The sequence below is a fragment of the Gordonia polyisoprenivorans NBRC 16320 = JCM 10675 genome (genome assembly GCF_000241325.1).
In the GTDB taxonomy this organism is placed as follows: Bacteria; Actinomycetota; Actinomycetes; order Mycobacteriales; family Mycobacteriaceae; genus Gordonia; species Gordonia polyisoprenivorans.
Map to the genome: position 1 here is coordinate 57,878 of NZ_BAEI01000018.1, position 25,458 is coordinate 83,335.

Annotated in this window: 21 protein-coding genes; 15 read left to right on the forward strand and 6 right to left on the reverse strand. The window is 66.3% G+C overall.

From position 1 onward, the window contains the following. The first annotated feature begins 68 nt into the window (after window positions 1-68). The 6 genes from GOPIP_RS05340 to GOPIP_RS05365 all read left to right on the forward strand — a co-directional run bounded on the left by GOPIP_RS05340 (window position 69) and on the right by GOPIP_RS05365 (window position 12,087). Window positions 69-1,142: a glutathione S-transferase family protein gene (locus GOPIP_RS05340; RefSeq protein WP_006368551.1), complete on the forward strand. Its 1,074-nt coding sequence runs from the start codon at window positions 69-71 to the stop codon at window positions 1,140-1,142. Next, window positions 1,139-1,861: a hypothetical protein gene (locus GOPIP_RS05345; RefSeq protein WP_006368552.1), complete on the forward strand. Its 723-nt coding sequence runs from the start codon at window positions 1,139-1,141 to the stop codon at window positions 1,859-1,861. The genes GOPIP_RS05340 and GOPIP_RS05345 overlap by 4 nt, the downstream gene beginning before the upstream one ends. Further along, a complete protein-coding gene (locus GOPIP_RS05350) occupies window positions 1,858-5,742 on the forward strand; it encodes an ABC transporter ATP-binding protein (RefSeq protein WP_006368553.1) in 3,885 nt (1,294 codons plus the stop codon). The genes GOPIP_RS05345 and GOPIP_RS05350 overlap by 4 nt, the downstream gene beginning before the upstream one ends. Window positions 5,743-5,976: 234 nt before the next feature. Next, complete coding sequence (locus GOPIP_RS05355) at window positions 5,977-9,819, forward strand: multifunctional oxoglutarate decarboxylase/oxoglutarate dehydrogenase thiamine pyrophosphate-binding subunit/dihydrolipoyllysine-residue succinyltransferase subunit (RefSeq protein ID WP_006368554.1); 3,843 nt, start codon at window positions 5,977-5,979, stop codon at window positions 9,817-9,819. A 325-nt stretch (window positions 9,820-10,144) separates the two neighbouring features. Beyond that, window positions 10,145-11,719, forward strand: a complete 1,575-nt coding sequence (locus GOPIP_RS05360; RefSeq protein WP_006368555.1) for an APC family permease — start codon at window positions 10,145-10,147, stop codon at window positions 11,717-11,719. A 56-nt stretch (window positions 11,720-11,775) separates the two neighbouring features. Next, window positions 11,776-12,087 (forward strand): hypothetical protein, encoded by a 312-nt coding sequence (locus GOPIP_RS05365; protein WP_138944077.1) that lies wholly within the window; start codon window positions 11,776-11,778, stop codon window positions 12,085-12,087. Window positions 12,088-12,106: 19 nt separating this feature from the next. On the opposite strand, the gene GOPIP_RS05370 is transcribed toward GOPIP_RS05365, so the two are convergent. Beyond that, a complete protein-coding gene (locus tag GOPIP_RS05370) occupies window positions 12,107-12,676 on the reverse strand; it encodes a TetR/AcrR family transcriptional regulator (RefSeq protein ID WP_006368557.1) in 570 nt (189 codons plus the stop codon). A gap of 148 nt (window positions 12,677-12,824) precedes the next feature. Between GOPIP_RS05370 and GOPIP_RS05375 the strand changes: the two genes are divergently transcribed. Both GOPIP_RS05375 and GOPIP_RS05380 read left to right on the forward strand, forming a co-directional pair. Then, complete coding sequence (locus GOPIP_RS05375) at window positions 12,825-14,357, forward strand: flavin-containing monooxygenase (RefSeq protein WP_006368558.1); 1,533 nt, start codon at window positions 12,825-12,827, stop codon at window positions 14,355-14,357. A gap of 29 nt (window positions 14,358-14,386) precedes the next feature. Then, window positions 14,387-15,217, forward strand: a complete 831-nt coding sequence (locus GOPIP_RS05380) for an SDR family NAD(P)-dependent oxidoreductase (protein ID WP_006368559.1) — start codon at window positions 14,387-14,389, stop codon at window positions 15,215-15,217. A gap of 22 nt (window positions 15,218-15,239) precedes the next feature. Here GOPIP_RS05380 and GOPIP_RS05385 read toward each other — a convergent pair whose 3' ends face one another. Both GOPIP_RS05385 and GOPIP_RS05390 read right to left on the reverse strand, forming a co-directional pair. After that, window positions 15,240-16,229, reverse strand: coding sequence for a glycine betaine ABC transporter substrate-binding protein (locus GOPIP_RS05385; RefSeq protein ID WP_006368560.1), 990 nt, complete (start codon window positions 16,227-16,229; stop codon window positions 15,240-15,242). Window positions 16,230-16,263: 34 nt separating this feature from the next. Then, complete coding sequence (locus GOPIP_RS05390; RefSeq protein ID WP_006368561.1) at window positions 16,264-16,884, reverse strand: MarC family protein; 621 nt, start codon at window positions 16,882-16,884, stop codon at window positions 16,264-16,266. A gap of 45 nt (window positions 16,885-16,929) precedes the next feature. On the opposite strand from GOPIP_RS05390, the gene GOPIP_RS05395 reads away from it, so the two are divergent. Beyond that, on the forward strand, window positions 16,930-18,009 hold the full coding sequence (locus GOPIP_RS05395; protein WP_006368562.1) for a magnesium and cobalt transport protein CorA: 1,080 nt from the start codon (window positions 16,930-16,932) through the stop codon (window positions 18,007-18,009). A 36-nt stretch (window positions 18,010-18,045) separates the two neighbouring features. On the opposite strand, the gene GOPIP_RS05400 is transcribed toward GOPIP_RS05395, so the two are convergent. Then, window positions 18,046-18,561, reverse strand: a complete 516-nt coding sequence (locus GOPIP_RS05400; protein ID WP_026920204.1) for a nuclear transport factor 2 family protein — start codon at window positions 18,559-18,561, stop codon at window positions 18,046-18,048. Between GOPIP_RS05400 and GOPIP_RS05405 the strand changes: the two genes are divergently transcribed. The 3 genes from GOPIP_RS05405 (at window position 18,545) to GOPIP_RS05415 (ending at window position 20,953) form a co-directional block, all read left to right on the forward strand. Next, complete coding sequence (locus GOPIP_RS05405) at window positions 18,545-19,069, forward strand: AraC family ligand binding domain-containing protein (RefSeq protein ID WP_006368564.1); 525 nt, start codon at window positions 18,545-18,547, stop codon at window positions 19,067-19,069. The two genes, GOPIP_RS05400 and GOPIP_RS05405, sit on opposite strands and share 17 nt — an antisense overlap. Window positions 19,070-19,159: 90 nt before the next feature. Then, window positions 19,160-20,398, forward strand: coding sequence for an ISL3 family transposase (locus GOPIP_RS05410; protein WP_006368565.1), 1,239 nt, complete (start codon window positions 19,160-19,162; stop codon window positions 20,396-20,398). A 90-nt stretch (window positions 20,399-20,488) separates the two neighbouring features. Next, the gene (locus GOPIP_RS05415; RefSeq protein ID WP_006368566.1) at window positions 20,489-20,953 is read left to right on the forward strand and encodes a helix-turn-helix domain-containing protein; all 465 of its coding nucleotides are present in this window, start codon (window positions 20,489-20,491) and stop codon (window positions 20,951-20,953) included. An 11-nt stretch (window positions 20,954-20,964) separates the two neighbouring features. On the opposite strand, the gene GOPIP_RS05420 is transcribed toward GOPIP_RS05415, so the two are convergent. Continuing rightward, window positions 20,965-21,540: a suppressor of fused domain protein gene (locus GOPIP_RS05420; RefSeq protein WP_014359606.1), complete on the reverse strand. Its 576-nt coding sequence runs from the start codon at window positions 21,538-21,540 to the stop codon at window positions 20,965-20,967. A gap of 473 nt (window positions 21,541-22,013) precedes the next feature. Between GOPIP_RS05420 and fmdA the strand changes: the two genes are divergently transcribed. Continuing rightward, a complete protein-coding gene (gene fmdA / locus GOPIP_RS05430) occupies window positions 22,014-23,267 on the forward strand; it encodes a formamidase (protein WP_006368568.1) in 1,254 nt (417 codons plus the stop codon). Window positions 23,268-23,428: 161 nt separating this feature from the next. Here the strand turns inward: fmdA and GOPIP_RS05435 are convergent, their stop codons facing one another. Continuing rightward, window positions 23,429-23,875, reverse strand: coding sequence for a MarR family winged helix-turn-helix transcriptional regulator (locus GOPIP_RS05435; protein WP_006368569.1), 447 nt, complete (start codon window positions 23,873-23,875; stop codon window positions 23,429-23,431). A gap of 113 nt (window positions 23,876-23,988) precedes the next feature. Here GOPIP_RS05435 and GOPIP_RS05440 point away from each other — a divergent pair, with 113 nt between their 5' ends. Together GOPIP_RS05440 and GOPIP_RS05445 are read left to right on the forward strand one after the other, a co-directional pair. Then, the gene (locus GOPIP_RS05440; RefSeq protein ID WP_244421112.1) at window positions 23,989-25,071 is read left to right on the forward strand and encodes a substrate-binding domain-containing protein; all 1,083 of its coding nucleotides are present in this window, start codon (window positions 23,989-23,991) and stop codon (window positions 25,069-25,071) included. Window positions 25,072-25,135: 64 nt separating this feature from the next. After that, on the forward strand, window positions 25,136-25,458 hold a 323-nt coding region (locus GOPIP_RS05445), incomplete at its 3' end, for a metallophosphoesterase family protein (protein ID WP_035727237.1).

Consider the following 25,458-nt stretch of genomic DNA (forward strand, 5'->3'; position numbering starts at 1 on the left):
TTCCACGTGGAATATACACCCTGGAGTGTTCGGTGCCAATGTCGTGAGCGCTGATTAGTGTGGTCGTCATGGACACCGACACCACCCCCGCAGCAGCGGGCTCATCCGGCTCGTCAACGTCCGGCACGCAGGGTTCGTACGTCACCGGCGGCCAGGAGTTCGTCCGCGACACCAAATACATCGAGACCCGCATCACCCGGGACGGCCGGGACGGCTATCCCGTCGAGGCCGGCCGCTACCGGCTCGTCGCCGCCCGCGCGTGCCCGTGGGCGAACCGCACGCTGATCGTGCGCCGGCTCCTCGGACTCGAGGACGCCATCTCCCTCGGCCTGTGCGGACCCACCCACGACGCCGACTCGTGGACCTTCGATCTCGACCCCGGCGGTGTCGATCCGGTGCTCGGCATCCCCCGCCTCAAGGACGCCTACGACAAGCGTTTCCCCGGCTACCCCAAGGGCATCACCGTGCCCGCGATCGTGGACATCCCGACCGGCGAGGTCGTCACCAACGACTTCCCGCAGATCACCATCGACTTCGAACTCGAGTGGACCGATCACCACCGCGACGGCGCACCGCAGCTCTACCCCGAGCATCTGCGCGACGAGATCGACGCCGTCAACAAAGGGGTGTACACCGAGGTCAACAACGGCGTCTACCGATGCGGTTTCGCCGGTAGTCAGGACTCCTACGACAAGGCCTACGCACGGCTGTTCACCAAGCTCGACGAGCTCTCCGAACGACTCGCGACACAGCGATACCTGGTGGGCGACACCATCACCGAAGCCGACGTGCGACTGTTCACCACCTTGGCGCGGTTCGACGCCGTCTATCACGGCCACTTCAAGTGCAATCGCACCAAACTCGCCGAGATGCCCGTGCTGTGGGCCTATGCCCGCGACCTCTTCCAGACCCCGGGCTTCGGCGACACCACCGATTTCACCCAGATCAAGCAGCACTACTACATCGTCCACCGCGACATCAATCCCACCGGGATCGTTCCGCAGGGCCCCGACCTGCGCAATTGGCTGACCCCGCACCACCGCGAGGAGCTCGGCGGCGCCCCGTTCGGCGACGGCACCCCGCCACCACCCCCGCGTCCCGCCGAGGTCGTCCCCGCCGAGCACTGGGTACCGACGTCATGAGCGAGAAGACGACTCCCGCGTCCGGGCGGTCGGTGGAGTTCACCGGCAACATGCTCGACAAGGCGCAGCGGCTGCAGGCACCCGCTGTCGCCAAATATGTTCGGGCGCTTCGGGAGAAGCATCCCGACGACTCCCCCGCCCAGATCATCACCCGCCTGGAGAAGCGCTATCTCACCGCGGTCACCGGGTCCGGGTCGGCGGTCGGCGCGACCGCCGCGGTCCCCGGCGTCGGCACGTTCACCGCACTGGGCGCGATGACCGGCGAGACAGCGCTGTTCCTCGAGGCGTCGGCGCTGCTGGCACTCGCGATCGCCGAGGTGCACGGCATCGGGGTGCATGAGAGCGAACGTCGTAAGACGCTGGTCCTGACCGTCGCCCTCGGCGAGGAGGGCCTGAGCATCCTCGGCCGTGTCGTCGGAACGCAGGGTGGCGCCCTACGCCGACTCGGGCGCGCCTCGGCCCCGAGTGGCGCCTTCGCGAAACTCAACAAGAACCTGATGAACCGGATCGCCAAGAAGTACGCGCTCAAACGCGCTCCGTTGGTGATCGGCCGCCTCCTCCCCGCGGGTATCGGGGCGGTCATCGGCGGAGCGGGTAACCGGGTGCTGGGCAGGCGGGTGATCGCCAATGCGCGCGAGGCCTTCGGTCCCCCACCACAGCACTGGACGCTCGACGGCACCGTTGTCTCCGACCCCTGGTTGCCCCGCGGCAACCCGTGACCGCCTCGACCCGCTGGACCCAGGTCGATCCACCCGCCACCGGGCCGGTCGTTCCGGAAGCCGGCTCACCCGACGACGGTGGACGCGGCTGGGTGCGCCGTCTGACCGCCGAATGCCTGCAGTACCGCCGGCTCGTGATGGTGACGTTGACGGTCACCCTGGTGGCGGTCGGCGTCGACCTGGTCGCGCCATTGCTCGCGCGCGCGGCCCTCGACCGCGCCACCGGCATCCCCGGTTCGTGGACCATCCCGACGATCGTGGTCGCGATGATCGGCCTCGCGATCGTGCGGTATTTCTGCCAGTTCGGTCGCCGGCTGACCGCGGGTCAGCTGTCGATATCGGTGCAGAATGCGTTGCGGCTCAAGCTCTTACGTACCTTACTTCATCTCGACGGCGCCACCCAGACCGACATCCGTACCGGCCAGGTCGTTTCGCGGTCGATCTCGGATCTGCAGATCGTGCAGGGACTGCTGGCGATGGTGCCGCTCTCCGCTGGCGCCGCGGTCCAGGTGGTGATCGCGCTGGGCATCATGCTCTATCTCTCGCCACTGCTCACCGTGATCTCGCTGGCGATCCTGCCGATGGTGGCCGTGGTCGTGCTCACCACCCGCCGCCGATTGTTCGCGGCCACCTGGTCGGCGCAGCAGGCCGCCGCCGATGTGGCACAACACGTCGAGGAGACGGTCACCGGCGTCCGCGTCGTCAAGGGGTTCGGGCAGGAGACGCGCGCCGTCGATGAACTCGTCGGACTCGGACGCGATCTCTTCGCCAAGCGGCTGCGTGCGGGCAAGATCAACTCATACTTCACCCCGACCATGTCGGCGATCCCGCAACTCGGCCTGGTCGCGGTCATCGGTGTCGGTGGCTACCTCACCCTCAACGGGTCGATCACCGCGGGCACCTTCCTCGCGTTCGCGACCTACGTCACGACCATGACCACCCTCGCGCGACTGCTGACCAACGTGGTGGTCAGCGGTCAACTCGCCCGCGCCGCGGTGGAGCGGGTCTACGACGTCGTCGACGCACCCACCGACCCCGACGACGCGAACACCGCCGGTCTGCCCGACGGCCCGCTGGGACTGGAGTTGTCCGGTGTGGTGTTCGGCCACGACGACCGCACCGTCCTCGACGGTATCGATCTGCAGATCGCGCCGGGCGAATGCGTCGCCGTCGTCGGTCCGCCCGGATCGGGCAAGTCGACCCTCGCCGATCTCGTCAGCCGCCACCGACGCCCCGACCGCGGGACCATCGCGCTGCTGTCCGGACCGGATTCCTCGACGCGTCATCCGCTCTCCGAACTCTCTGCGGATGCCCTGCACTCGGCGGTGGGCGTCGTCTTCGACGAGCCGTTCCTGTACTCGGACACCATTGCCACCAACATCACCCTCGGCGATCGTCCCGAGCAGTCCCCCACCCCCGGCTCCGGGCCGGTGGCGCCGCGCCTGCTCGCCGCCGCCCGGGACGCCGACGCCCTCGACTTCATCACCGCACTGCCCGACGGATTCGACACCGTCGTCGGCGAGCGCGGCCTCACCCTGTCCGGCGGGCAACGCCAGCGGGTGGCCCTGGCACGTGCGCTCTACGCCGACCCCCGCTTGCTCGTCCTCGACGATGCGACCTCGGCGGTCGACGCCTCCACCGAGTCACGCATCCTGCACCGTCTGCGTGACCGCTCCACCGACCGGCCCACCATGCTGGTGCTCGCGCACCGGCGGTCGACCCTCATGCTCGCCGATCGTGTCGCCGTCCTCGACGAGGGCCGTATCGTCGACGTGGGCACCGTCGCCGAGCTCGAAGAGCGCAGCCCGCGTTTCCGTGCGCTGATGTCGCCGATCCAGTCGATCGCCGACGACGCCGCCGCAACGTTCACCCCGGCGCCGCCGCAACACACCGAGGACCTGTGGCCCGCCGATGCGCCTGCGCCGGAAGAGGATTCGACCACCCGCGCCGGGAGCGCCGCGCCGGCCGGTGGAACCGGGGGCCGCGGCGGTCGGGGCGCGGGGATCGCCGGCGCATTGGGTGCCATGCCCGCCACCCCGGCCCTGCTCGCCTCCGTCGCACGATTGCGACCCGCCGACGAGGATCCGCGGGTCGACGTCGACGCGATGCGGGTGGAGAATCCGCATTTCTCGCTGTGGCAGATCCTGGCGCCGGTGCGCTGGCTGCTGGCCCTGGCCATCGTGGCGATCGGCGTGGACACCCTCACCGGGCTGGTCTTCCCGTCGTTGGCACGCACCGTCATCGACGCTGCCACCCACACCGACGAACGCACCCTGCTCATCGCGACCGGGATCGGCGTGGGCACCGTCGTGCTCGGCTGGTTCGCCGCCGCGGGCATGACGCTGTACTCGACCCGCGCGGGTGAACGAGTGCTGTTCGGCTTGCGTGTGCGCAGCTACGCGCACCTGCAGCGACTCGGCCTCGACTACTACGAGCGCGAGTTGTCCGGGCGCATCATGACGCGGATGACCACCGACGTCGACGCCCTCTCGACGTTTTTGCAGACCGGCCTGTCGACCGCGATCGTGGCGGTGCTGACGCTGGTCGGGGTCACCGTGGCGATGCTGTTCACCGACCTCGAACTCGGCGCGCTGATCCTGCCGGTACTGCCGGTCCTGATCGTGGCGACCGTGGTCTTCCGTCGGATCGCCTCACGCGCCTACACGCGCTCCCGAGAACTGGTCAGTGCGGTCAACGCCGACTTCCAGGAGAACATCGCCGGCATCAAGACCACCCAGGCCTACCGCAACACCGCCCCGGCCACCCGCCGCTTCACCGGGCTGACGTTGGACTGGGTACGCGCGCGAATGACCTCGCAGCGGGCGATCTCGGTCTACTTCCCGTTCATCACGTTGTGCAGCGATCTGGCGACCGCGGCGACGATCGCGGTCGGCGCGCACCAGATCACGACGGGCGCGTTGTCGGCGGGCACCCTGGTCGCCTTCATCCTCTACTTGTCGCTGTTGTTCGGTCCTGTACAACAACTTTCACAGGTTTTCGACGGTTATCAGCAGGCGGTCGTCGGTCTGCGGCGCATCGCCGACCTCTTGCGTACCGAGACGACCGTCGCCGAACGCAGCGATGCCATCGATCCCGGGGGTGCACGGTTCACCGGTGACGCGCGGCTCGACGACGTCGCGTTCCGGTATTCGGGGGCGAGCGTCGACGCGCTCGGCGGCATCGACCTGCACATCCCCGCCGGCACCTCCCTGGCATTGGTGGGCCGTACCGGCGCCGGCAAGTCCACGATCGTGAAACTGCTCGCCCGGTTCTACGACCCCACCGACGGGGTCGTGCGGATGGACGGCACCGACATCCGCCGGTTCACGCTGCGCGGCTATCGCCGCCACATCGGCATCGTGCCGCAGGAACCGCACCTGTTCACCGGCACCGTCGCCGACAACATCGCCTACGGGCGGCCCGACGCCGACCACGAACAGATCGCCGCCGCCGCCGCGGCGGTCGGTGCCACGACGATGATCGCCGGTCTGCCGGGCGGCATGCGGCACCCGATCGGCGAGCGCGGGGCCGGACTGTCGTCCGGGCAGCGCCAGCTCATCGCGCTCGCGCGAGCCGAGCTCGTCGAACCCGACCTACTCCTGCTCGACGAGGCGACGGCCACCCTCGACCAGGCGACCGAGGCGATGGTGCTCGCCGCCGGCGACGCGGTGACCCGCAGCCGGACGTCGGTGATCGTCGCGCATCGCCTCGCGACCGCGGCGCGCGCCGATGTGATCGCGGTGGTCGACGGCGGCCGGATCGTGGAGATGGGAACACACGACGATCTGCTCACGTTGGGCGGTAGGTACCGCGCGTTCTGGGATGCCGGTGTCGACCCGGACGCCGACGGTATCGAACCTGCCGACGAACTCATCCGCTGAGTTCACCGGCGCCCGGCGGCGACCCGACGACGTGCGCCCTCGGTGAGGTGGGACTCACGACGTCCACAGCGTGGTGGGCGCGTACCATCGGCAGGTGGTTCACGACGATCTTCACAAGAGACTTTCGTCGTGACGTGGCGACCCGACACCTTCAGGGAATTGAGGCGAGAAACCGCTGTGAGCAGTTCGACATCCGAAACCGACTTCGGACAGAACGAATGGCTGGTCGAGGAAATGTACCAGCAGTACCAGAAGGATCCGAACTCGGTGGACCCGAGTTGGCACGACCTTCTGAAGAACTACACACCGAACGGTGGCGACACCGGCGCGAGCGGGTCGTCGAACGGGACCGGTGCCCGCGCCGCATCCGCGAACGGCGCCGCCGGCAACGGCTCGGCGTCCGCCCCGGCCCAGCCCAGCCCCACCAAGCCCAGCCCGACCAAGCCCAGCACTGCCAAGCCCAGCCCAGCCACGTCGACCGACTCTCAGCCCGCCCCGCAGCGCAAGCAGGGCGTGACCCTCGATCAGGGTCCCGAGCCGCGTGCGACGAGCACCCGCAAGACCCCCGCCCGCGAGGCGTCGGCGACCAAGGCCGCCTCCGGCCGCAGCGTCGCCAGCCGCGACGGGTCGTCGCAGTCGCAGAAGGATCGCCCCGCCAAGGAGCCGGTGGCCAAGCCCGCGGCGTCGGCGCCCGCGGCCACCGAGGACGAGACCAAGGTGTTGCGCGGACCGGCCGCCGCCATCGCCAAGAACATGGCGGCGTCGCTGCAGATCCCCACGGCCACCAGTGTTCGCGCCGTTCCGGCGAAGCTGATGATCGACAACCGCATCGTCATCAACAACCATCTCGCCCGCACCCGTGGCGGCAAGATCAGCTTCACCCACATCCTCGGCTACGCGATCGTGCAGGCGATCAAGTCGTTCCCGAACATGAATCGACATTTCGCCGAGGTCGACGGCAAGCCGAACGTCGTCACCCCGGCCCACACCAACCTCGGCCTGGCCATCGACCTCGTCGGCAAGGACGGCAACCGCACGCTGGTGGTCGCCGCCATCAAGAAGTGCGAGACGATGGGGTTCGCCGAGTTCTACACCGGCTACCAGGACATCGTGCGGCGCGCCCGCGACGGCAAGCTCGGCGCGGAAGACTTTGCGGGCGTGACGGTTTCGCTCACCAACCCCGGCACCATCGGCACCGTGCACTCGGTGCCGCGGCTGATGAAGGGGCAGGGCGCGATCATCGGCGCCGGCGCGATGGAGTATCCGGCGGAGTTCCAGGGCGCCAGTGACGAACAGATCGCCGAGCTCGGCGTCGGCAAGCTGATGACGCTGACGTCCACCTACGATCACCGCATCATCCAGGGCGCGGAGTCCGGCGATTTCCTGCGCCGCATCCACGAGTTGCTCCTCGACGACGCGTTCTACGACGAGATCTTCACCGCCTTCCACATCCCCTACGAGCCGATCCGGTGGCGTCGGGACATCCCTGCGGGTGCGGTCGACAAGAACACCCGTGTGCTCGAGCTGATCGCGGCATACCGCAATCGCGGCCATCTGATGGCCGACATCGACCCGTTGATGATGGACAGCGATGCGCGGACCAGCCATCCCGACCTCGACATCCTCACCTACGGCCTGACGCTGTGGGACCTCGACCGCACGTTCAACGTCGGCGGCTTCCACGGGCAGCAGAAGATGAAGTTGCGCGATGTGCTGTCGATCCTGCGTGACGCCTACTGCCGCCACGTCGGTGTCGAGTACACCCACATCCTCGAACCCGATCAGCAGCGCTGGCTGCAGGAGCGGGTCGAGATCAAGCACGTCAAGCCCCCGGTGGCCGAGCAGAAGTACATCCTGTCCAAGCTCAACGCGGCCGAGGCCTTCGAGACGTTCCTGCAGACCAAGTACGTCGGGCAGAAACGCTTCTCGCTCGAGGGCGCGGAGTCGGTGATCCCGATGATGGACGCGGTGATCGACCAGAGCGCCGAGCACGGTCTCGGTGAGGTCGTCATCGGCATGCCGCACCGTGGTCGCCTCAATGTGCTGGCCAACATCGTCGGCAAGCCGTACTCGAAGATCTTCACCGAGTTCGAGGGCAATCTGAATCCGTCGCAGGCCCACGGTTCGGGCGATGTGAAGTATCACCTCGGTGCCGAGGGCAAGTACTACCAGATGTTCGGCGACAACGAGATCAACGTCTCGCTGACGGCCAACCCCAGTCATCTCGAGGCGGTCGACCCGGTACTCGAGGGTCTCGTGCGCGCCAAGCAGGATCAGCTCGACGAGGACCAGCAGTTCTCGATCCTGCCGCTGATGCTGCACGGCGACGCCGCATTCGCCGGCCAGGGCGTCGTGCCCGAGACGCTGAACCTGGCGATGCTGCCCGGCTACCGCACCGGTGGCACCGTGCACATCGTGGTCAACAATCAGGTGGGCTTCACCACCGCGCCCGAGCACTCACGGTCCTCGGAGTACTGCACCGACGTCGCGAAGATGATCGGTGCGCCGATCTTCCACGTCAACGGCGACGACCCGGAGGCCTGCGTGTGGGCCGCCAAGCTGGCCGTGGACTACCGCGAGACCTACCACAAGGACGTGGTGATCGACCTCGTCTGCTTCCGCCGTCGCGGCCACAATGAGGGCGACGACCCGTCGATGACCCAGCCGGCGATGTACGACGTGATCGACACCAAGCGCGGGGTCCGCAAGTCCTACACCGAGGCCCTCATCGGTCGTGGCGACATCTCCACCAAGGAGGCCGAGGACGCCCTGCGCGACTACCAGGGTCAGCTGGAGCGGGTGTTCAACGAGGTCAAGGAGCTCGAGAAGTTCCGTCCCGAACCGTCGGAGTCGGTCGAGGCCGATCAGCCGCTGCCGCAGAAGTTGGTGACCGCCGTCGACAAGTCGGTGCTCGCCGAGATCGGTGACGCGTTCTTCAACGTGCCCGAGGGCTTCGATCCGCATCCGCGTGTCAAGCCGGTGCTCAAGCGTCGTCATGAGATGTCCACCGAGGGTGGCATCGACTGGGCGTTCGCGGAGTTGCTCGCCTTCGGATCGCTGGTCATCGAGGGCCGTACGGTGCGCCTGTCCGGCCAGGACTCGCGTCGCGGCACATTCACCCAGCGCCACTCGGTGCTGATCGACCGGGAGAACGGGTCGGAGTACACCCCGCTGAACCATCTGACACCGCGCGACGGTGAGTCCCTCGGCCGCTTCATGGTCTACGACTCGCCATTGTCGGAGTTCGCGGTCGTCGGTTTCGAGTACGGCTACTCGGTGGGCAACCCGGACGCACTGGTCCTGTGGGAGGCGCAGTTCGGCGACTTCGTCAACGGCGCGCAGTCGATCATCGACGAATTCATCAGCTCCGGCGAGGCCAAGTGGGGCCAGCGCTCCGACGTGGTGCTGCTACTCCCCCACGGCCATGAGGGCCAGGGCCCCGACCACACCTCCGGTCGTATCGAGCGTTTCCTGCAGCTGTGCGCCGAGGGATCGATGACCGTGGCGCTGCCGTCGACGCCGGCGAGCTACTTCCACCTGCTGCGTCGTCACGTCCTCGACGGCATCAGCCGCCCGCTGATCGTCTTCACCCCGAAGTCGATGCTGCGCAACAAGGCTGCGGTGTCGCCGGTCGAGGACTTCACCGAGGACAAGTTCCGCTCAGTGATCGACGACCCGCACTTCGCCGCCAAGGGTTCCGACGCCGACCGCGACAAGGTCAAGCGCGTGCTGCTGGTCAGCGGCAAGCTGTATTACGAGCTCGCCGCGCGCCGTGAGAAGGACGAGCGGGACGACATCGCCATCGTGCGCGTCGAGCAGCTCTACCCGGTGCCACATCGCCGGCTGCGCGACACCCTCGAGCGCTACCCGAACGCCGAGGACTTCGCATGGGTGCAGGAGGAGCCGGCCAACCAGGGCCCGTGGCCGTTCCTGGGTCTGTGGTTGCCCGAGTTGCTGCCGGACCTGCTCAAGGGTCTGCGCCGGCTGTCGCGGCGTCCGATGTCGGCGCCGTCGTCGGGGTCGAGCAAGGTTCATGCCGTCGAGCAGGCCGAGATCATCGACGGGGCTTTCGCCTGACGTTCTTCGAACCGCGAGAGGCCGTATCCGGGAATTTCCCGGGTACGGCCTCTTTGTCATCGCTGCCGTCTTAGTCATCGCTGCCGTCTTTGTCACTGCCGTCGGGTTGCGGGCCGCGACCAGACCGGAGAGGGCCGTTGAAATCGAACAAACGGGACGAATCGTCTACCCTTGGTAGACTTGTATCGTAAGAAGAAACAGACGGGTGACACTGGCGCAACACTGCGCGCGTTTCCTATTGGTTGACAGAGCACCCCGCCAGTGGATTCCTCGACGGCATGGCTCTGCCAGGATCGCAGCTCTCCTCTCCGAAGGACTCCACCCCATGTCTCTCTCTTCCGATCACCCGGACGCGGCGCCGTCCGTGACAGCCGCCCTGACCGCCGACCACCACTCCACCGAAACCGCCGTCGCAGTCGTCGACGAGCGCCGACTGCTCAAGACCATGCATTGGTACGACGGCTTCGTGATGACGCTGTCCAACCCCGGTTTCATCATTGCCGGGATCGGCTACACGACCGGCCAGATCGGCGCCCTCGGTGCGCTCGCCTTCTGGCTCGGGTCGATGATCATCGCCGTGTTGCAGAACAAGATCTACACCGAACCGGCAACGATGTTCCCCGAGCACTCCGGCGGTATCGCGATGTACGCCTTCGAAGGATGGCGGTCACGGTTCAGCCTCGCCGGCCCCATGTCGGCCATCGGTTACTGGGCCGGATGGTCGTCGGTCCTGGCGATCTTCGGGCTCACCACCGGTAGTCTCGTTCAGGCCCAATGGTTTCCAAGCCAGACCTGGAGTGTCACCCACATCGTCCACCTCGATCTGCCCCGACTGATCGCGGTGGGCCTGATCATCGCGTTGTGGATCATCAATTCGCTGGGCGTCAAACCGATGAAGCTGATGGGCTACCTCACCGGCACACTCCTGTTCGTTCCGCTGATCCTGTTCATGATCGTCCCGTTCTTCCTGTCCGACTTCTCGTTCTCACACCTCTCCTGGGGGCTGCTCGGCGCTGCGGGCAGTCCTTGGGGTGCAGTACAACTCGGACTCGTCTGGCTCTACCTCAACGCGTGGTCGGCCTACGGGATCGAGGTGTGTGCGACATTCGCCCCGGAATACCACGACACCGAACGCGACACCCACAAGGCGCTGATCCGCTCGGCCATGTTCTGCCTCGGCGTCTATGCGCTCCTGCCCGTGGCACTCGGCGGCGTGGTGAGCCAGCAAGCGATGGCCGATGCACCCATGGGCTTCTACGCCGATCTCCTCCATCGCGAAATCGGTGGTGCCGCATCGAATGTCGTCATCATCTTCATGATCGGCAGCTTCCTGCTCGGGATGAACGCGGCGAGTGCCGGCGGCGCCCGCACCCTTTACGGCATGGCTCGCAGTGGCATGACGATCACGTGGTTCGACCACGTCAACAAACACAATGTGCCCAATCGCGGAATGTATGTCGACGTCGTCCTCAACATCTGCGCCGTGCTGCTGCTGCCGACAACGGTTGCGGTGCTCGCGGCGAGCAACATGGGCTACGTACTCTGCCACGTCTTCGCGCTGTCGGCGGTCCTGTTGCTACGCAGGGACCGCCCCGACCTGCCCCGCCCCATGCGGCTGTCAACCCCCTGGCTGTGGGTGGCCGCCGCACTGGCCCTCTTCAACTGCCTGCTGCTCGCGGTCGGCGCAACCTCGTTCTCGATGACCGGATACGGCGGAATCCGGGAGTTCATCGTCGGCCTGGCACTGTTGGTGCTCGGCTGCGCCCTCTACATCTACCGCCGTGTGGTGCAGGACCGCGCCCGGTTCACCGTGCGGGACCAGACGATGGACATCCCGGTCGTCACACAGGCCGCAGTTGCAGGCGCGACGGTGTCGAGGACCACAGGGGAAACGGCATGACCGCGACCGTCGGGCTGACCGTACGATGCTCCTGCGGAACCAGTACCGCACAGTTGATGAGCTCCGCATCGCCACGATGGTCCTGTCCCGACTGCGCCACGGGTTGGCACGCCGACGGAGTACAGGCGGTTATCAACGGCGCCAACGAGTTACGCAGAATCAGGTTGTCGATCATGCTCGCGGCGGCAGCACTGCTCGTGGTCGCGGCGACGCTGATCGCGATCAACCCGCACTGGGGCCTCTGCGTCCCCGTCCTCGCCGGCGGGCTGGCACTTCTCGCCAGACCCACCTACCGGCGGCGGTTGACCAACGCACGCCGGCTGCTGGGTACGGCGATCACCCTCTCGCGCGAGTCGGCCCCCTCCTGACCTGTGCCGCGCAACGATCTCATCCGTCGGCACGCACAGCGAGCGCGGGAAGGGAGGTGGTGATCAGGGTGAGGAGCTCAGCCCGGGAAATCGGTGCGTCGGCGAGCCAATTGATCGTCACCTCCTCGACGAAGGCAATCCACCCGGCGACCGCCAACCGCACCGACGCGGTGCTCTCGATGCCGAGCCCGCCCGCGCGCTCGAGAATCCGCTCGACCATGACCGTCCGAGTCTGGTCGGTGACGGCTCGCATCGCCGGGTCGGCGCTGGCCGATCCGCGGATCAACGCCATGTACGCGGTTCGGTTCTCGGTGACGTAGTCGACGAACGCCGACATCGACGCTCCCAAGATCAGCAGCGGATCCCCCAGGGAGTCATCGGGTGCTGTGCAATCGAGCATCTCCTGCGCCTGGGCGCGCGCGATCGCCACATGAAAGTCCTGTTTGGACTCGAAATAATGGAACAGCAGGGCGCGCGACACCCCGGCCACCTCGGCGATGGCGTCGATGGACACCTGCTCCAGCGGTCGGTTGCCGACCATCTCGAGACCGAGTGCGATCAACTGGTCACGTCGCGCCGACGGACTCATGCGGGTACGACGGCCGGAAGTACCGGAACCCGAGGTACCCGGACTCGAGATGCTGGTCTTCGACGTGCTCACGGGGTACATCGTAGCTTATTGATTCTTGTTCAATAGCTATTGACGTTCGTTCAATAGCTCACTAAGCTCAGTCACCATGACAACGCATGATGTAGAGATCGCCATCGTCGGAGCCGGGTTCTCCGGCCTCGGCGCGGCCATCAAACTCGCGCAGCGCGGCATCGACGATTACGTCATCCTCGACCGCGGCAGCGACTTCGGCGGCACCTGGCGCGACAACACCTACCCCGGCGCCGCCTGCGACGTGGCGTCGAACCTGTACTCGTACTCGTTCGCACCGAATCCCGAGTGGTCGCGCTCCTACTCCCATCAGCCGGAGATCCACCGCTACATCAACGCCGTCGCCGACGAGCACGGCGTACGCGCGAAGGCACGATTCGGCACCGAGGTCACCGAAGCCCGCTGGGATGAGGACACCGCCCACTGGATCGTCTCGACGGTCACCGACGGCGCCGAGAACACCTATCGCGCACGTCATCTCGTCGGTGCGGTCGGCCCGCTGTGCGAGCCGAACCTTCCCGACATCGACGGCATCGACTCGTTCGGCGGCACCATCATGCACTCGGCCCGCTGGGACGACTCGGTGGACTTCGCCGGCAAGCGCGTCGCGGTGATCGGCACCGGCGCCTCGGCGATCCAGATCGTTCCCGAATTGGCCAAGGTCGCCGGACATCTCGACGTCTATCAGCGCACCGCGCCGTGGATCGTTCCGCGCACCGAGCGTCCCTACACCCCGGTCGAGCACTGGGCCTTCACGCACATTCCGGCCGTTCAAACCGCCTCACGGGCCGGCATCTACACCTTCAACGAGTTCATCGCCTTCGGCATGACGTATTCGCCGAAGGCACTCAAGCCGGTCGAAATGCTGGCCCGCGCCAACATCTTCCGCGGAATCCGCGACCCGCAACTGCGCAAGGCCGTCACCCCCGAGTTCCAGATCGGCTGCAAGCGCATTCTGCGATCCAACACCTGGTACCCCGCCCTCGATCGCGCGAACGTCGATCTGGTCACCGATCCGATCACGCGGGTCACCGAGACCGGCATCGTCACCGCCGACGGCGCGGCCCACGACATCGACATCCTGGTGGTGGCGACCGGCTTCCACGTCACCGACTCCCCGGTCTTCTCCCACATCGTCGGCGTCGGTGGACGCAGCCTGGCGAATGTATGGGACGAGATCGGGATGCAGGGGTACAAGGGCTCATTCGTCCACGGTTTCCCGAACATGATGCTGATGATCGGTCCGTCGACCGGTCTGGGCCACACCTCGATGGTGTACATGATCGAGTCCCAGCTGAACTATCTGGTCGACTACATCGCCACCGTGCGCGCCCGCGGGGCGACGCGCGTGGAGGTGACCGAGGCCGCACAGCGCCGCTACAACGCCGGCATCGCCCACAAACTCCGCAACAGCGTCTGGGTCAACGGCGGATGCGCCTCCTGGTACAAGGACGTCCACGGCAACATCACCACGCTGTGGCCGGGGTTCACCTTCGACTTCCGGCGCGAGACAAGAAAATTCGACGTGGCCGCCTACGACATCAGCCATGCCGCGAGCACCGTGCCCGCGCAACTCACCTCCGCTCCCACCGCCGGCGTCGGCGCCTGAACACTCCCACCACACGAAAGAAGGCACTCATGAAGGACTTTCGCGACAAGGTCGTCGTCGTCACCGGCGCGGGCTCGGGTATGGGCCGCGACCTCGCGGTCAAGCTCTCCCGTCTCGGCGCGAAACTGGCCATCTCCGATGTGAATCCGGACGGACTGGCGGTCACCGAGAGGCTGATCACCGAGGCCGGCGGCGAAGTGCACACGCAGATCCTCAACGTCGCCGAGCGCGAGGCCGTCCTCGACTATGCCGAGACCGTCGTCGCCCATTACGGCCGGGTCAACGTCATCTTCAACAATGCCGGGATCGCTCACCACGGCGAGATCGAACGCACCGAGTTCAAGGACATCGAGCGCGTCGTCGACGTCGACTTCTGGGGAGTGGTCAACGGCACCAAGGCTTTCCTGCCGCACATCATCGCCTCCGGCGACGGTCACATCGTCAACACCTCGTCGCTGTTCGGCCTCCTCTCCGAGCCCGGCCAGGCCGCCTACAACGCTGCGAAGTTCGCCGTCCGGGGATTCACCGAAGCGCTCAATCAGGAGATGATCGTCGCCAAGCACCCGGTCAAGGTGTCGTGTGTGCACCCGGGTGGCATCAAGACCGCGATCGCCCGCAACGCCACCGTTTCCGGCGATCACGACGCCACCGCGACAGCGAACTTCTTCGATCGCTACCTCGCCCGCATGACCTCCGAGGATGCTGCCGACGTCATCATCAACGGCGTCCGCAAGAACAAGACGCGCATCCTGGTCGGCACCGATGCCAAGTTCCTCGATCTGTGGGTGCGCCTGGTCGCCTCGAAGTACCAGTGGGTCATGGCCAAGGGCACCGCACTGGCGTTGACGCGGGCCAAGTAGGCACGCTCAGATCTGGTGCACGTCAGATCTGGTGCTCATTGAGCCAATCTGCGGCCAGATCCGCCGGATGCGCGCCGGCCCGGACCTTGCCGGCGAGTGTCGCGAGGTCGGCGGTGGTGATCTCGCCGGCCACCCGATTCACGGCCTTCACCTGATCGCGGGTCAGCGCCGCAGTCCGATACACCGGCACGAGTGTCTCGGGCTGCGGTCCGACGCCCCGGCCGGCCGAGCCGGCCAGGGCGGGTAGCGCCTCGACGAGGCCGGCCGGCCCGGAGGCCGAGTCGCCACCGATCTGCAGCGGCGTGAGCAACCCGAGCGCGGTGCCCGATGCCGTCCGCTCGAGCACGGTGTGTACATCGGCAACCCGTTGTACCGGCCCCATCCGGCATCCGGCGTCGGCGAACGCCTGCAGGGTCGCCGGATCGGGCTCGCCGGTCGTGACCACCGGCAGGTCGGCGGGCAGTCTCCCGCAACCCGAGAGGTCGCTCACCCCGGCCGTCGTGGCCAGCGGGGTCGCGACGAACAACTGCGGGGTGGCACTAACCGGCGTCGCGTCGCCGACCGAGACACCTTGCGGCAGAGAATGATTCAGATCGACGTACAGGGCGTCGGAGTTGGGATCACCAGCGGCGGCACCATCCGCGGCGGGCTGCGTGGACGGTGCCGGCGATACGGGCGAGGTCGCCGCCTGCGCCAGCGAGGGCGCGAGTTCGGTCAGCAACCGACCGGTGAATGCCGGGAAGAGATCGACGTCGCCCCGCTGCATCGCGTCGAGTTGCGCGGTGTCGCCGCCGATTCTCGGGTCGACCGCGACGTGCGCACCCGCGGTGCGCAACGCGCCCGCATAGATCTGTGCCATCACGAGCGACTCCGGGGTTCCGGAGGAGCCCATCACCAACGGCCTGTTCTCGTCCGGGCCCGCATCGTCTCCGCCGCCGCTGCCGCATCCGGCAAGCGCCGCGACCAGCACCAGAACGGCTGACAGGATCGCCGGGGCCGCGCCGCGGCGCACTCGTTGTCGCACGGCACTCACCGTAGCGTGCCGGTCACCCGCCGGCGGCGATGAACCCGGCCACCGAGTCGGCGATGAGTTGCACGGCAATGGCCGCGAGAAGCAGACCCGCGATCTTGGCCAGCAGCGTGATGCCGCCGACGCCGAGGATGCGGATGAGCACCGTCGAGTACCGCAGCACGATCGCGACGACGATGTGCACGCTGACGATGGCGGCCGCGATGGCGAGGTAGCCGCCCGCGTCACCGGAGACCCCGCTGACCCCGACGATGACCGCGGCGATCGCACCCGGTCCCGCGAGCAGCGGTGTGCCCAGCGGCACCAGCGCGACGTTGACGTCCTCGGAGGCCTGGGGCGACCCGGCGCTGCCCAGCCCCGTCAGCAGCTGCAGCGCCACCAGCAGCAGAAGCAGACCGCCGGCGCCCTGCAGTGCGGGGATACCGATGTGCAGGTAGTTCAGGATCGCCTTGCCGCCGATGGCGAAGATGCTGATCACCAGCAGACTCACCAGCGGGGCCTGCCAGGCGGCACGGCGCCGGTACTCCGGCGTCCGGTGACCGACCAGTGACAGGAACAGGGGGATCTGCCCGGGTGGGTCCATGATGACCAACAGGGTGATCAGGGTCGTCGTGTAGACCGTGACGTCGAAGGACACGCGCTGATCTTACGGGCGGCGCGTACCATCCCAGGCGTGCCATCGATGCCCCATCTACGCCCCGGCCTCGGATTCACCACCGGCCGTCGCGAGCGACGGCCGCTGCCGAAGATCCCGGTGCCCATCGCCCGGGCGATCGTGGACTGCGCGGTCTATATCGACGGGCATCGGCAGCCGGGACGGATCGGCTACTCCGAGGCCCTCGAGCAGGTGCGCAGTACGGGTGAGGGTTTCGTCTGGCTCGGTCTGCATTCACCCGACGACGAGCAGATGACCGGTGTCGCGGAGGTCTTCGGGCTGCACGAGCTCGTCGTCGAGGACGCGGTGCACGCCCACCAACGCCCCAAACTCGAGATCTACGACAACACCCAGTTCTTGGTACTGCGCACGGTCAAGTACGTCGAACACGAATCGATCGAGCAGGCCAGTGAGGTCGTCGAGACCGGCGAGATCATGATCTTCACCGGCCCCGACTTCGTGATCACGGTGCGCCACGGCGATCACACCCACCTGTCGGGATTGCGCCGACGCATGGAGGCTCGTCCCGAACGCCTCGCCCTGGGCCCGACCGCGGTCATGCACGCCATCGCCGACCTCGTCGTCGACAGCTACCTCGCGGTCAGCGAGAAGATGGAGACCGACCTTCTCGCCATCGAGAGTTCGGTGTTCGGCAACAAGAAGCGTTGGCTCGACATCGAACCGGTGTATCTGCTCAAACGCGAGGTGCTCGAACTTCGCCGCGCGGTGACCCCGCTGACCAATCCACTGTCGCGGCTGACCTCGAATAATCCCTTGGTGCCCAAGGAGATCCGACGCTATCTGCGCGACGTCGCCGATCACCTCACGACCGTCGTCGACCGCGTCGTGGAGTACGACGAGGTCTTGTCGTCGCTTCTCGACGCCGCCGCGGCCAAGGTCGGTATCCAGCAGAACAGTGACATGCGCAAGATCTCCGCGTGGGTGGCGATCGGCGCCATCCCGACGATGGTCGCGGGCCTCTACGGCATGAACTTCGACATCCTGCCAGGCATGCATGATGCGCAGGGCTTCGGTCTGGTCTGCCTGTTCCTGGTGGTGGTCTGCGGCGCACTGTGGGGGGCGTTGCGGCGCAATCACTGGCTGTGAAGCCACTGGCTGTGAAGCGTTGTACGGCAACCAGTTTCAGAACATGGAATTCGGGTTCGCCGAGGTCGAGGGAACGTCCTGGATGACGTCCCAATGCTCGACGATCGTGCCGTCGGCCACACGGAAGATGTCGACGACCGCCTGACCGCGATCGCCGGGACCGTTCACCGAGTGGACGTGCAGATAGACGAGGTCCCCGTCGGTCGCGCTCCGCACGATCGTGCTGCGCGACTGCGGGTTCTGCGCGAACGACCCGGCGAAGAAGTCGACGAACGGCTTCTTGCCGTCGGGCACCAGCGGGTTGTGTTGCTTGTACGTATCGGCCACCACCGAGGCTGCCGAGACGTCGTGGCGGTTGAAGAAGTTGTCGTAGAAATCGACGACCAGTGCACGATTCGCCTCTTCGGCACCGAGGTTGCGTCCCCCGTCGTCCCGGGTGTCCGCGTCACCTGAACCGGCGCAGGCCGCCAGGACCAGCAGGCCGGACAATGCGGCCACCATCGCACTCGCAACGCGTCGACGAACCGTCCATGCCGTGGCCGTCCCCGTCATCCTGATCCCCGTCATCTTCATCGCCTCCAAGACGTGTACCGCGACCGTGTGGCCCGGGATCGTGTCACTGCGGGTCGTGATCAACCCATCGACGAGCGTAGGAACAGCAGCTGCCGATTGTCCCGGTAGTAGAGTGTCGGGTATTGGTAGAAAACAGACACCCGAGATCCGTGAGATCCGGTATCGGCGACTTCCCCGCCCCGTCGACTCGCTCGAGATCACGACGATCGAGGCACTCCGGCAGGGTGCACGCGAGTCGGAATTCACCGGGCCACAACGGATCAACTTCGAGCTCATCGTGTGGATCGAGCGTGGGACCATCACTCATGAAGTCGATTTCGCCCGGTACGAATTGGGTCCCGGTGACGTCTTGTGGGTACATACCGGCCAGGTCCAGCGATGGGGTGACATCGCGGCCGTCGACGGGATCGTGTGCATGATGCCTGCCACCGCGCTCGACACCGCGCTCACCGATCGGCTGGACCGGATCGGGCACTTCTCATGTTGAAGTGGGTTATGCACAGCGCGCCTAACGGGCGCAACGCCTTCTCTCACATAGGTTTTGAGTTGCGAAGATCAATACCTAGAGGAGTCGGCGTTGCGCACCGTGAGTGTACTGCAGAAGGTCCTGGGATTGCAGAAATCCCGTGTGGTCGGTGTTCGGTTCGACACCGACGACGGTGGCGAACTCATTGTCTTCACGGTGCAGTTGCATCAACGGTCCGCTGGGCGGTGTCCGCACTGCCAGAAGCGTTGTGGTCGTTACGACCAACGTGGTGCGAATCGACGGTGGCGGCATCTGGACCTGGGAGGATGGCGGTGCTTCGTCGAGATGGTGTGTGTTCGGGTGTCGTGTCCGTTGCATGGTGTGGTGACCGAATCTGTGCCGTGGGCGCGGGCCGGGGCGCGGATGACCAGGGCATTTGACGATCAGGTGGCATGGCTGGTGGCGCACTCTCCGATGTCGTCGGTGCAGGAGATGATGCGCGTGTCGTGGGCGACGGTGTCGCGGATTGTAGATCGCGTCGTCGCTGATCATCTTGGTCGGACTGACCGGTTGAATGGTTTGCGGCGCATCGGTATCGATGAGATCTCCTATCGCAAGGGTCGGCGTTATCTGCTTGTCGTTGTTGATCACGACACCGGCCGGATGATCTGGGCCGGGGAGGGAGCGACCAAGGAGACCTTGAACCGATTTTTTGATGAACTCGGGCCGCAGCGAACCCGGGAGCTTACCCATGTCAGTGCCGATGGAGCTGATTTCATCGCGACCGTGTTGGCGCAACGAGCACCTGAGGTCTACGTGTGCATGGATCCGTTTCACGTGTTGCAGTGGGTTTCTCAAGCCATGGATCGGTGTCGGTCGCGGGTGTTGAGCCGGATTGACGGACTCTCGCAGGCCGATCGCAAACGTCTGCGCTGGGCGTTATTGAAGAATCCGGAAGATCTGACCGCTGAGCAGGAACATGCCCGCCAGATTGTCATCAATGCCGCAAACAATGTGCTGGCGCGGGCTTATCAGCTCAAAGAGCTTCTCCGTCAGATACTTACGAGGAAGTTCGGCCGTACCTGGCAACGGTTGCGGCGCTGGCTCGCCGAGGCTGACAATAGCGGTATCAGTGAGATGCAGACGGTCGCTCGGTCGGTCCGGGCCCGCGAAATACAGATCTACAACGCCGTCACGTGTGAGATGTCTAACGGTCGTGTGGAAGCCAACAACACTCACCTACGCGCATTGACAAAACGGTCGTACGGATTTCACAGTCCCGAGGCGCTCATCGCGATGGCAACACTGACCCGAGGCGGTGCGTGCCCGGCCCTGCCACAACAAAACTGACCCACTTTAGGGTGAGGAGAGCCCCGGATCGGCGGATGGGCACGGTCGCACTGGCCCGCCGACGGTCCGGGCGCTGCACAGGACTTCGCGATGCTCCTGTCCCACTATCGGCGTTCCCGAGATCTCGTCGGCCACGACGCCGAGGCCTACGACGCCGCGATGGTCCTGCTGACCTCGGGTGTACTGATGGTGTTGGCGTCACATGACCTCGGCGACGCGACGTCCGAATGGGGCGGGCACGAACTGCTGTGGCGGTTCCGGGCCGAAGTCGATCGTCACCATGCGCAGCGACGATCCACCCGGTGGTACGCACGTCGTCTCGGCTACTCGGAGCGAACACTGCACCGAGTGGTGCTCGCTCATCTCGGGGTGACTCCGCGCAGGGTGATCGAGGATCGAATGGTGTTGGAAGCCAAACGAATGTTGGTACACGAGTCCGGTTCGATCTCGACCGTGGCACGCTCACTCGGTTTCGACGACCAATCGAACTTCACGAAGGTCTTCAAACGATCGACCGGCCTGACCCCCGGCGAGTTCCGGACATCGAGTCGCTGAACCACTCCCCCTCACATGGTGGCCGGTGACCGCGCCGGATCGGCGAGGTCGATATCGGCCTCGGCCCACGCCTCACGCAGCGCCTCGACACCCTTGAGGCGCAGCCATGCCGCTTCGTTCGCGGTGATCGGGATCGCCCGCAGAAAGCGCACCGGGTCCATCGGGGCCGGTAACCCCAGCGTGCCGAGATCATCGTCGGAGACCATGACTGCGGTGAAAGGCGCACCGTCCCAGAGTGGTTCGCCGAGATCGAGGAGCGCGTCGGCCACCAGCACCAAGCCCTCGACGGCCGGGGCCGCGGCCAGTGTCGCCAGCCGTCGATGCAGGCCCGGCAGCGCAGTACCAGCGTGCATACGAACGACCAGTTCGGCCCGCGGGCCGCGCACCGGGTCCGGATTCAGGTCGGACGGATCGGTCATCGGATGCCGCGCACAACCGACCGTGACGTAGACGACCTCGGTGCCGAGAACAACGCGCACCACGTCGATCGGCTCAACCCCGAGGAAGGTCACCGAGGCGCGCTGCGGCGCCCCGCCGAGAGAGTCGACGAGGTATCGGTTGATGGCATCGGTGGTGGAGTCGCTCACGACCCCCACGGTAATGGCAACGCGCCGTCATGGACGTGGGAGGCGTCGGTGCAGCGGATTGGTGCTCACAGGTGTCCGCCCGCGTGCCGTGGACGGGACGGTTGAGACCACCGCGGGCGCTTCGGCGCTCGAGCGCGTCGCGTCCTGCAGCCGCATGGCGGTACTCGAGCCGGCACCGAGCGCAGGTGCCCGCACCCGCCGCGGCGCCGCATGTCCGCAGTCGGGACAAGTGATCGCGTCGGGGACCGCAGCCATCGAATAGTGTCGTTCGACTATCGCGCACCGCCGGTCACACCGGAACACATAGGTCGGCATGTCGGCCACCCTAGCCCGATCGGCGTCATCCCGCATCGGATTGAGCTGCGAACTCAGACAACGTCATACGCTCGTAACGCGCATTGGCTGCGAAACCGATACGAACGTAGTTGAATAGTTCCACCCGGAAACAACCACGTCTCACGGAGGTTCTGTCGATGCCCGAGCTCCTCTTTCCCCTCGATTCCGCGAAGCCCTTCACCGAGCAGCGTCAGATCGGGCACAACCGTTGGCATCCCGACATCCCGCCCGCGGTCACCGTCAAGCCCGGGGACACCTTTCGCGCGCATTGCCGAGAATGGTTCGACGGCGCGATCCACAACGACGACTCCGCCGACGACATCCTCAACGCCCCACTCAACAACGTCCACACCTTGTCGGGGCCGTTCGCGATCGAGGGCGCCGAGCCGGGTGACCTGCTGATCGTCGACATCCTCGACGTCGGGCCCATCCCGCAAGAGGATTCGGGACCGCTGGCAGGCCAGGGCTGGGGGTACACCGGCATCTTCGCAAAGCTCAACGGCGGCGGCTTCCTCACCGAACAGTTCCCCGACGCCTACAAGGCGATCTGGGACTTCGCCGGCCAGTCGGCCACGAGTCGCCATGTGCCGCATGTGAAGTACACGGGTATCGTCCATCCCGGTCTGATGGGCACGGCGCCGTCGGCGGAGTTGCTCGGCCGGTGGAATGCGCGCGAAGCCGCACTGATCGCCACCGATCCCGACCGCGTGCCCCCGCTGGCACTTCCGCCGGAGCCCGACGGCGCGATCCTCGGATCGCTGACCGGCGACGAGTTCACACGGGTCGCGGGCGAGGGAGCACGCACCGCTCCCCCGCGCGAGAACGGCGGAAACCAGGACATCAAGAACCTCACCAAGGGCACCCGCGTCTTCTATCCAGTGTTCGTGCCCGGCGCGAACCTGTCCTTCGGCGATCTGCACTTCTCCCAGGGCGACGGCGAGATCACCTTCTGCGGTGCCATCGAGATGGGTGGCTTCATGGATCTCCACGTCGACCTCATCAAGGGCGGTATGGAGACCTACGGCGTCAGTGAGAACGCAATCTTCATGCCGGGCAACACCGATCCGCAGTATTCACAGTGGATCGCCTTCTCGGGCACGTCGGTCACCCTCGACGGTGAACAGCGGTATCTCGACTCGGACCTGTCCTACCAGCGTGCATGTCTGCACGCCATCAACTATCTGACGAAGTTCGGGTACAGCCCCGAGCAGGCTTACCTGCTGCTGGGCTCGGCACCGATCGAGGGACGCCTCTCGGGAGTGGTGGACATACCGAATTCGTGTGCGACGGTGTACATCCCGACCGCGATCTTCGACTTCCCGGTGGCCCCGTCGACATCGGGGCCGGTGCAGATCGACCCGGGGATGGGCGCGCCGCATTCGGCGTTCTAGGCGCGTCCGCTCAGTCCAGTCGGTGGATCGGACGTGAATATCGACGGTGCCGATCGACGGTAGACCGGAACCCGGACCAGCACAAGCTGTCTCGAGCTCCTCGCTGCCTTCGTCACACCTCGACCGGCGGACATAGGAACTCCGACCGGACCCGACTCCGCTCAGCCGGTCAGATCCATCGCCCCAAGGGCGCCAAGAGCACTCGCCAGTCGGGCCCCCGGCCCGTCGGCGTCATCGATCACCCCGGCAACCGCGGACGAGCGCGCGATGCGCGCCTTCGACCGCGAATGGAGCATGGCGCCCCGTCGGGTGGCGAAGACCACCACCCGACGTCGGTCGGTCTCGTCGGGCCGCCGGTGCACGAGGTTCTCGTCGATCATCCCGTCGATCAGGCGGGTCAGGCTCGGCCCGGGCAACAAGGTGACCGCAGCCAGTTCCGACATCGACCTGCCCGTTCCGCCCTCCAGCGCCGCCAGAACGTGCCACTGCGCCGTCGTGAGACCGTCCAGCTCGGCTGCGACCGCTGAGTCAAGGTGCGCCGCAGCGATATTCAGCAGACGTGACAGCTCCTCGACGGCAGCGGCACGCGCATTCGGGGCACTGGACATGATGAGCCATCGTATCGTGAACCCCTCCGGTGCGACAGCGCAGCCGGCGTTGCGCAACCGTCGATTCGTGGGACACTGTGCAGGTCAGCACGTATCCACCCCGGGAGTCGGTTGTGGCCTCACCAGTGGTTCTCAGAGGCGACGACGCCACCCTCGACGTCGCTCTCGCAGTACCGCTGAGCGGTCCGGCCGGCATGTTCGGTCCCTCGTGCGAGGCGAGTGCCGAACTGGCCGTCGCCGATGTCAACGCGGCCGGCGGCATCCTCGACCGCCCGGTTCGGGTGCATCTCGTCGATGCGGGCGCACCCCTGAACCGGTTGTCGGACACGGTCGACCGCCTCGTCACCACCGGACACGTGGAGAGTGTGATCGGGTGGCACCTGTCCAACGCGCGCAACGTGATCACCCCGCACACGGCCGGGCGGGTGCCATACGTGTACACGACGTTCTATGAGGGTGGCGAGGACGCCGACGGCGTGTACATGGTGGGTGAGACCCCCGATCAGCAGTTGTTCCCGGCCATCCGATGGCTGCGCGCGAACCGAGGAATCCGACGCTGGTGCGTGATCGGCAACGACTACGTGTGGCCTCGCGCGACCTCTGCACGTACCCGCGACTTCCTCCATGGCGCGCACATGGACTTCCTCGGCGATCACTTCGTCCCGCGGCGCGGCCGGGATTTCGGGTCTGCATTGCAGATGATTGCCGACACCCGCCCCGACGGGGTGCTCGTCCTCATGGTCGGCGCCGACGCCGCCGCATTCCACCGTGCGTTCGCCGCGGCGGGTCTCGACGAACAGCACATCCGGCTGTCGATGATGATCGGTGAGGACGTGCTGTGCGGCTGCGGCGCCGAGGCCACCCACGACCTCTACACGGCGTGCGGATACTTCGAAAGTGTGGTCACCCCCGAAGGTCTCGAGTTCGGGTCCCGGTACGAGCGCCGATTCGGCCGCTCGGCACCGGGATTGAACAACATCGGCGAATCCTGTTACGAGGGGCTGATGCTGCTTGCGGCGCTCGCCCGGGCCGCGGGCTCGCTCGACACCGCCACGATCGGCCGGACGACGCGCGGCGTGACCTACCGCGGACCGCGGGGCGAGGTCGAGCTCTGTGGCCGGCACACCCGTCAGCCGGTGTACCTCGCGCAAGCCGACCACCTCGCGTTCGACGTGATCACCGAACTGACCGCCTGACGCATCGACTCCTCGCCCGATCCGGACGTTCCACACCGGGGCGACGGTCGATTACGGTGTGCATGTGGTGAACATCCTGGCGGTCGCCGACGAGGTGGTGGAGTCACTCACCTTCGGGGTGGGCATCGAGACCAAACCCGACCTCATCCTGGGCGCGGGCGATCTTCCCTACAAGTATCTCGACGTGCTGTCGAGCCTGTGCGATGCGCCATGTGTATTCGTTCCGGGCAACCATGACGGTGATCTGCGCGGTTACCGGTCCTCGCGTGCCGGCTGGACCCGCGCGGGATTGCCGACCAGCTATCCCGGGCCCGAGTGCGCGGTCAACGCCGACGGTCGGACGGTGACGGCGGCCGGCGTCCGGATCAGCGGCCTCGGGGGCAGTAT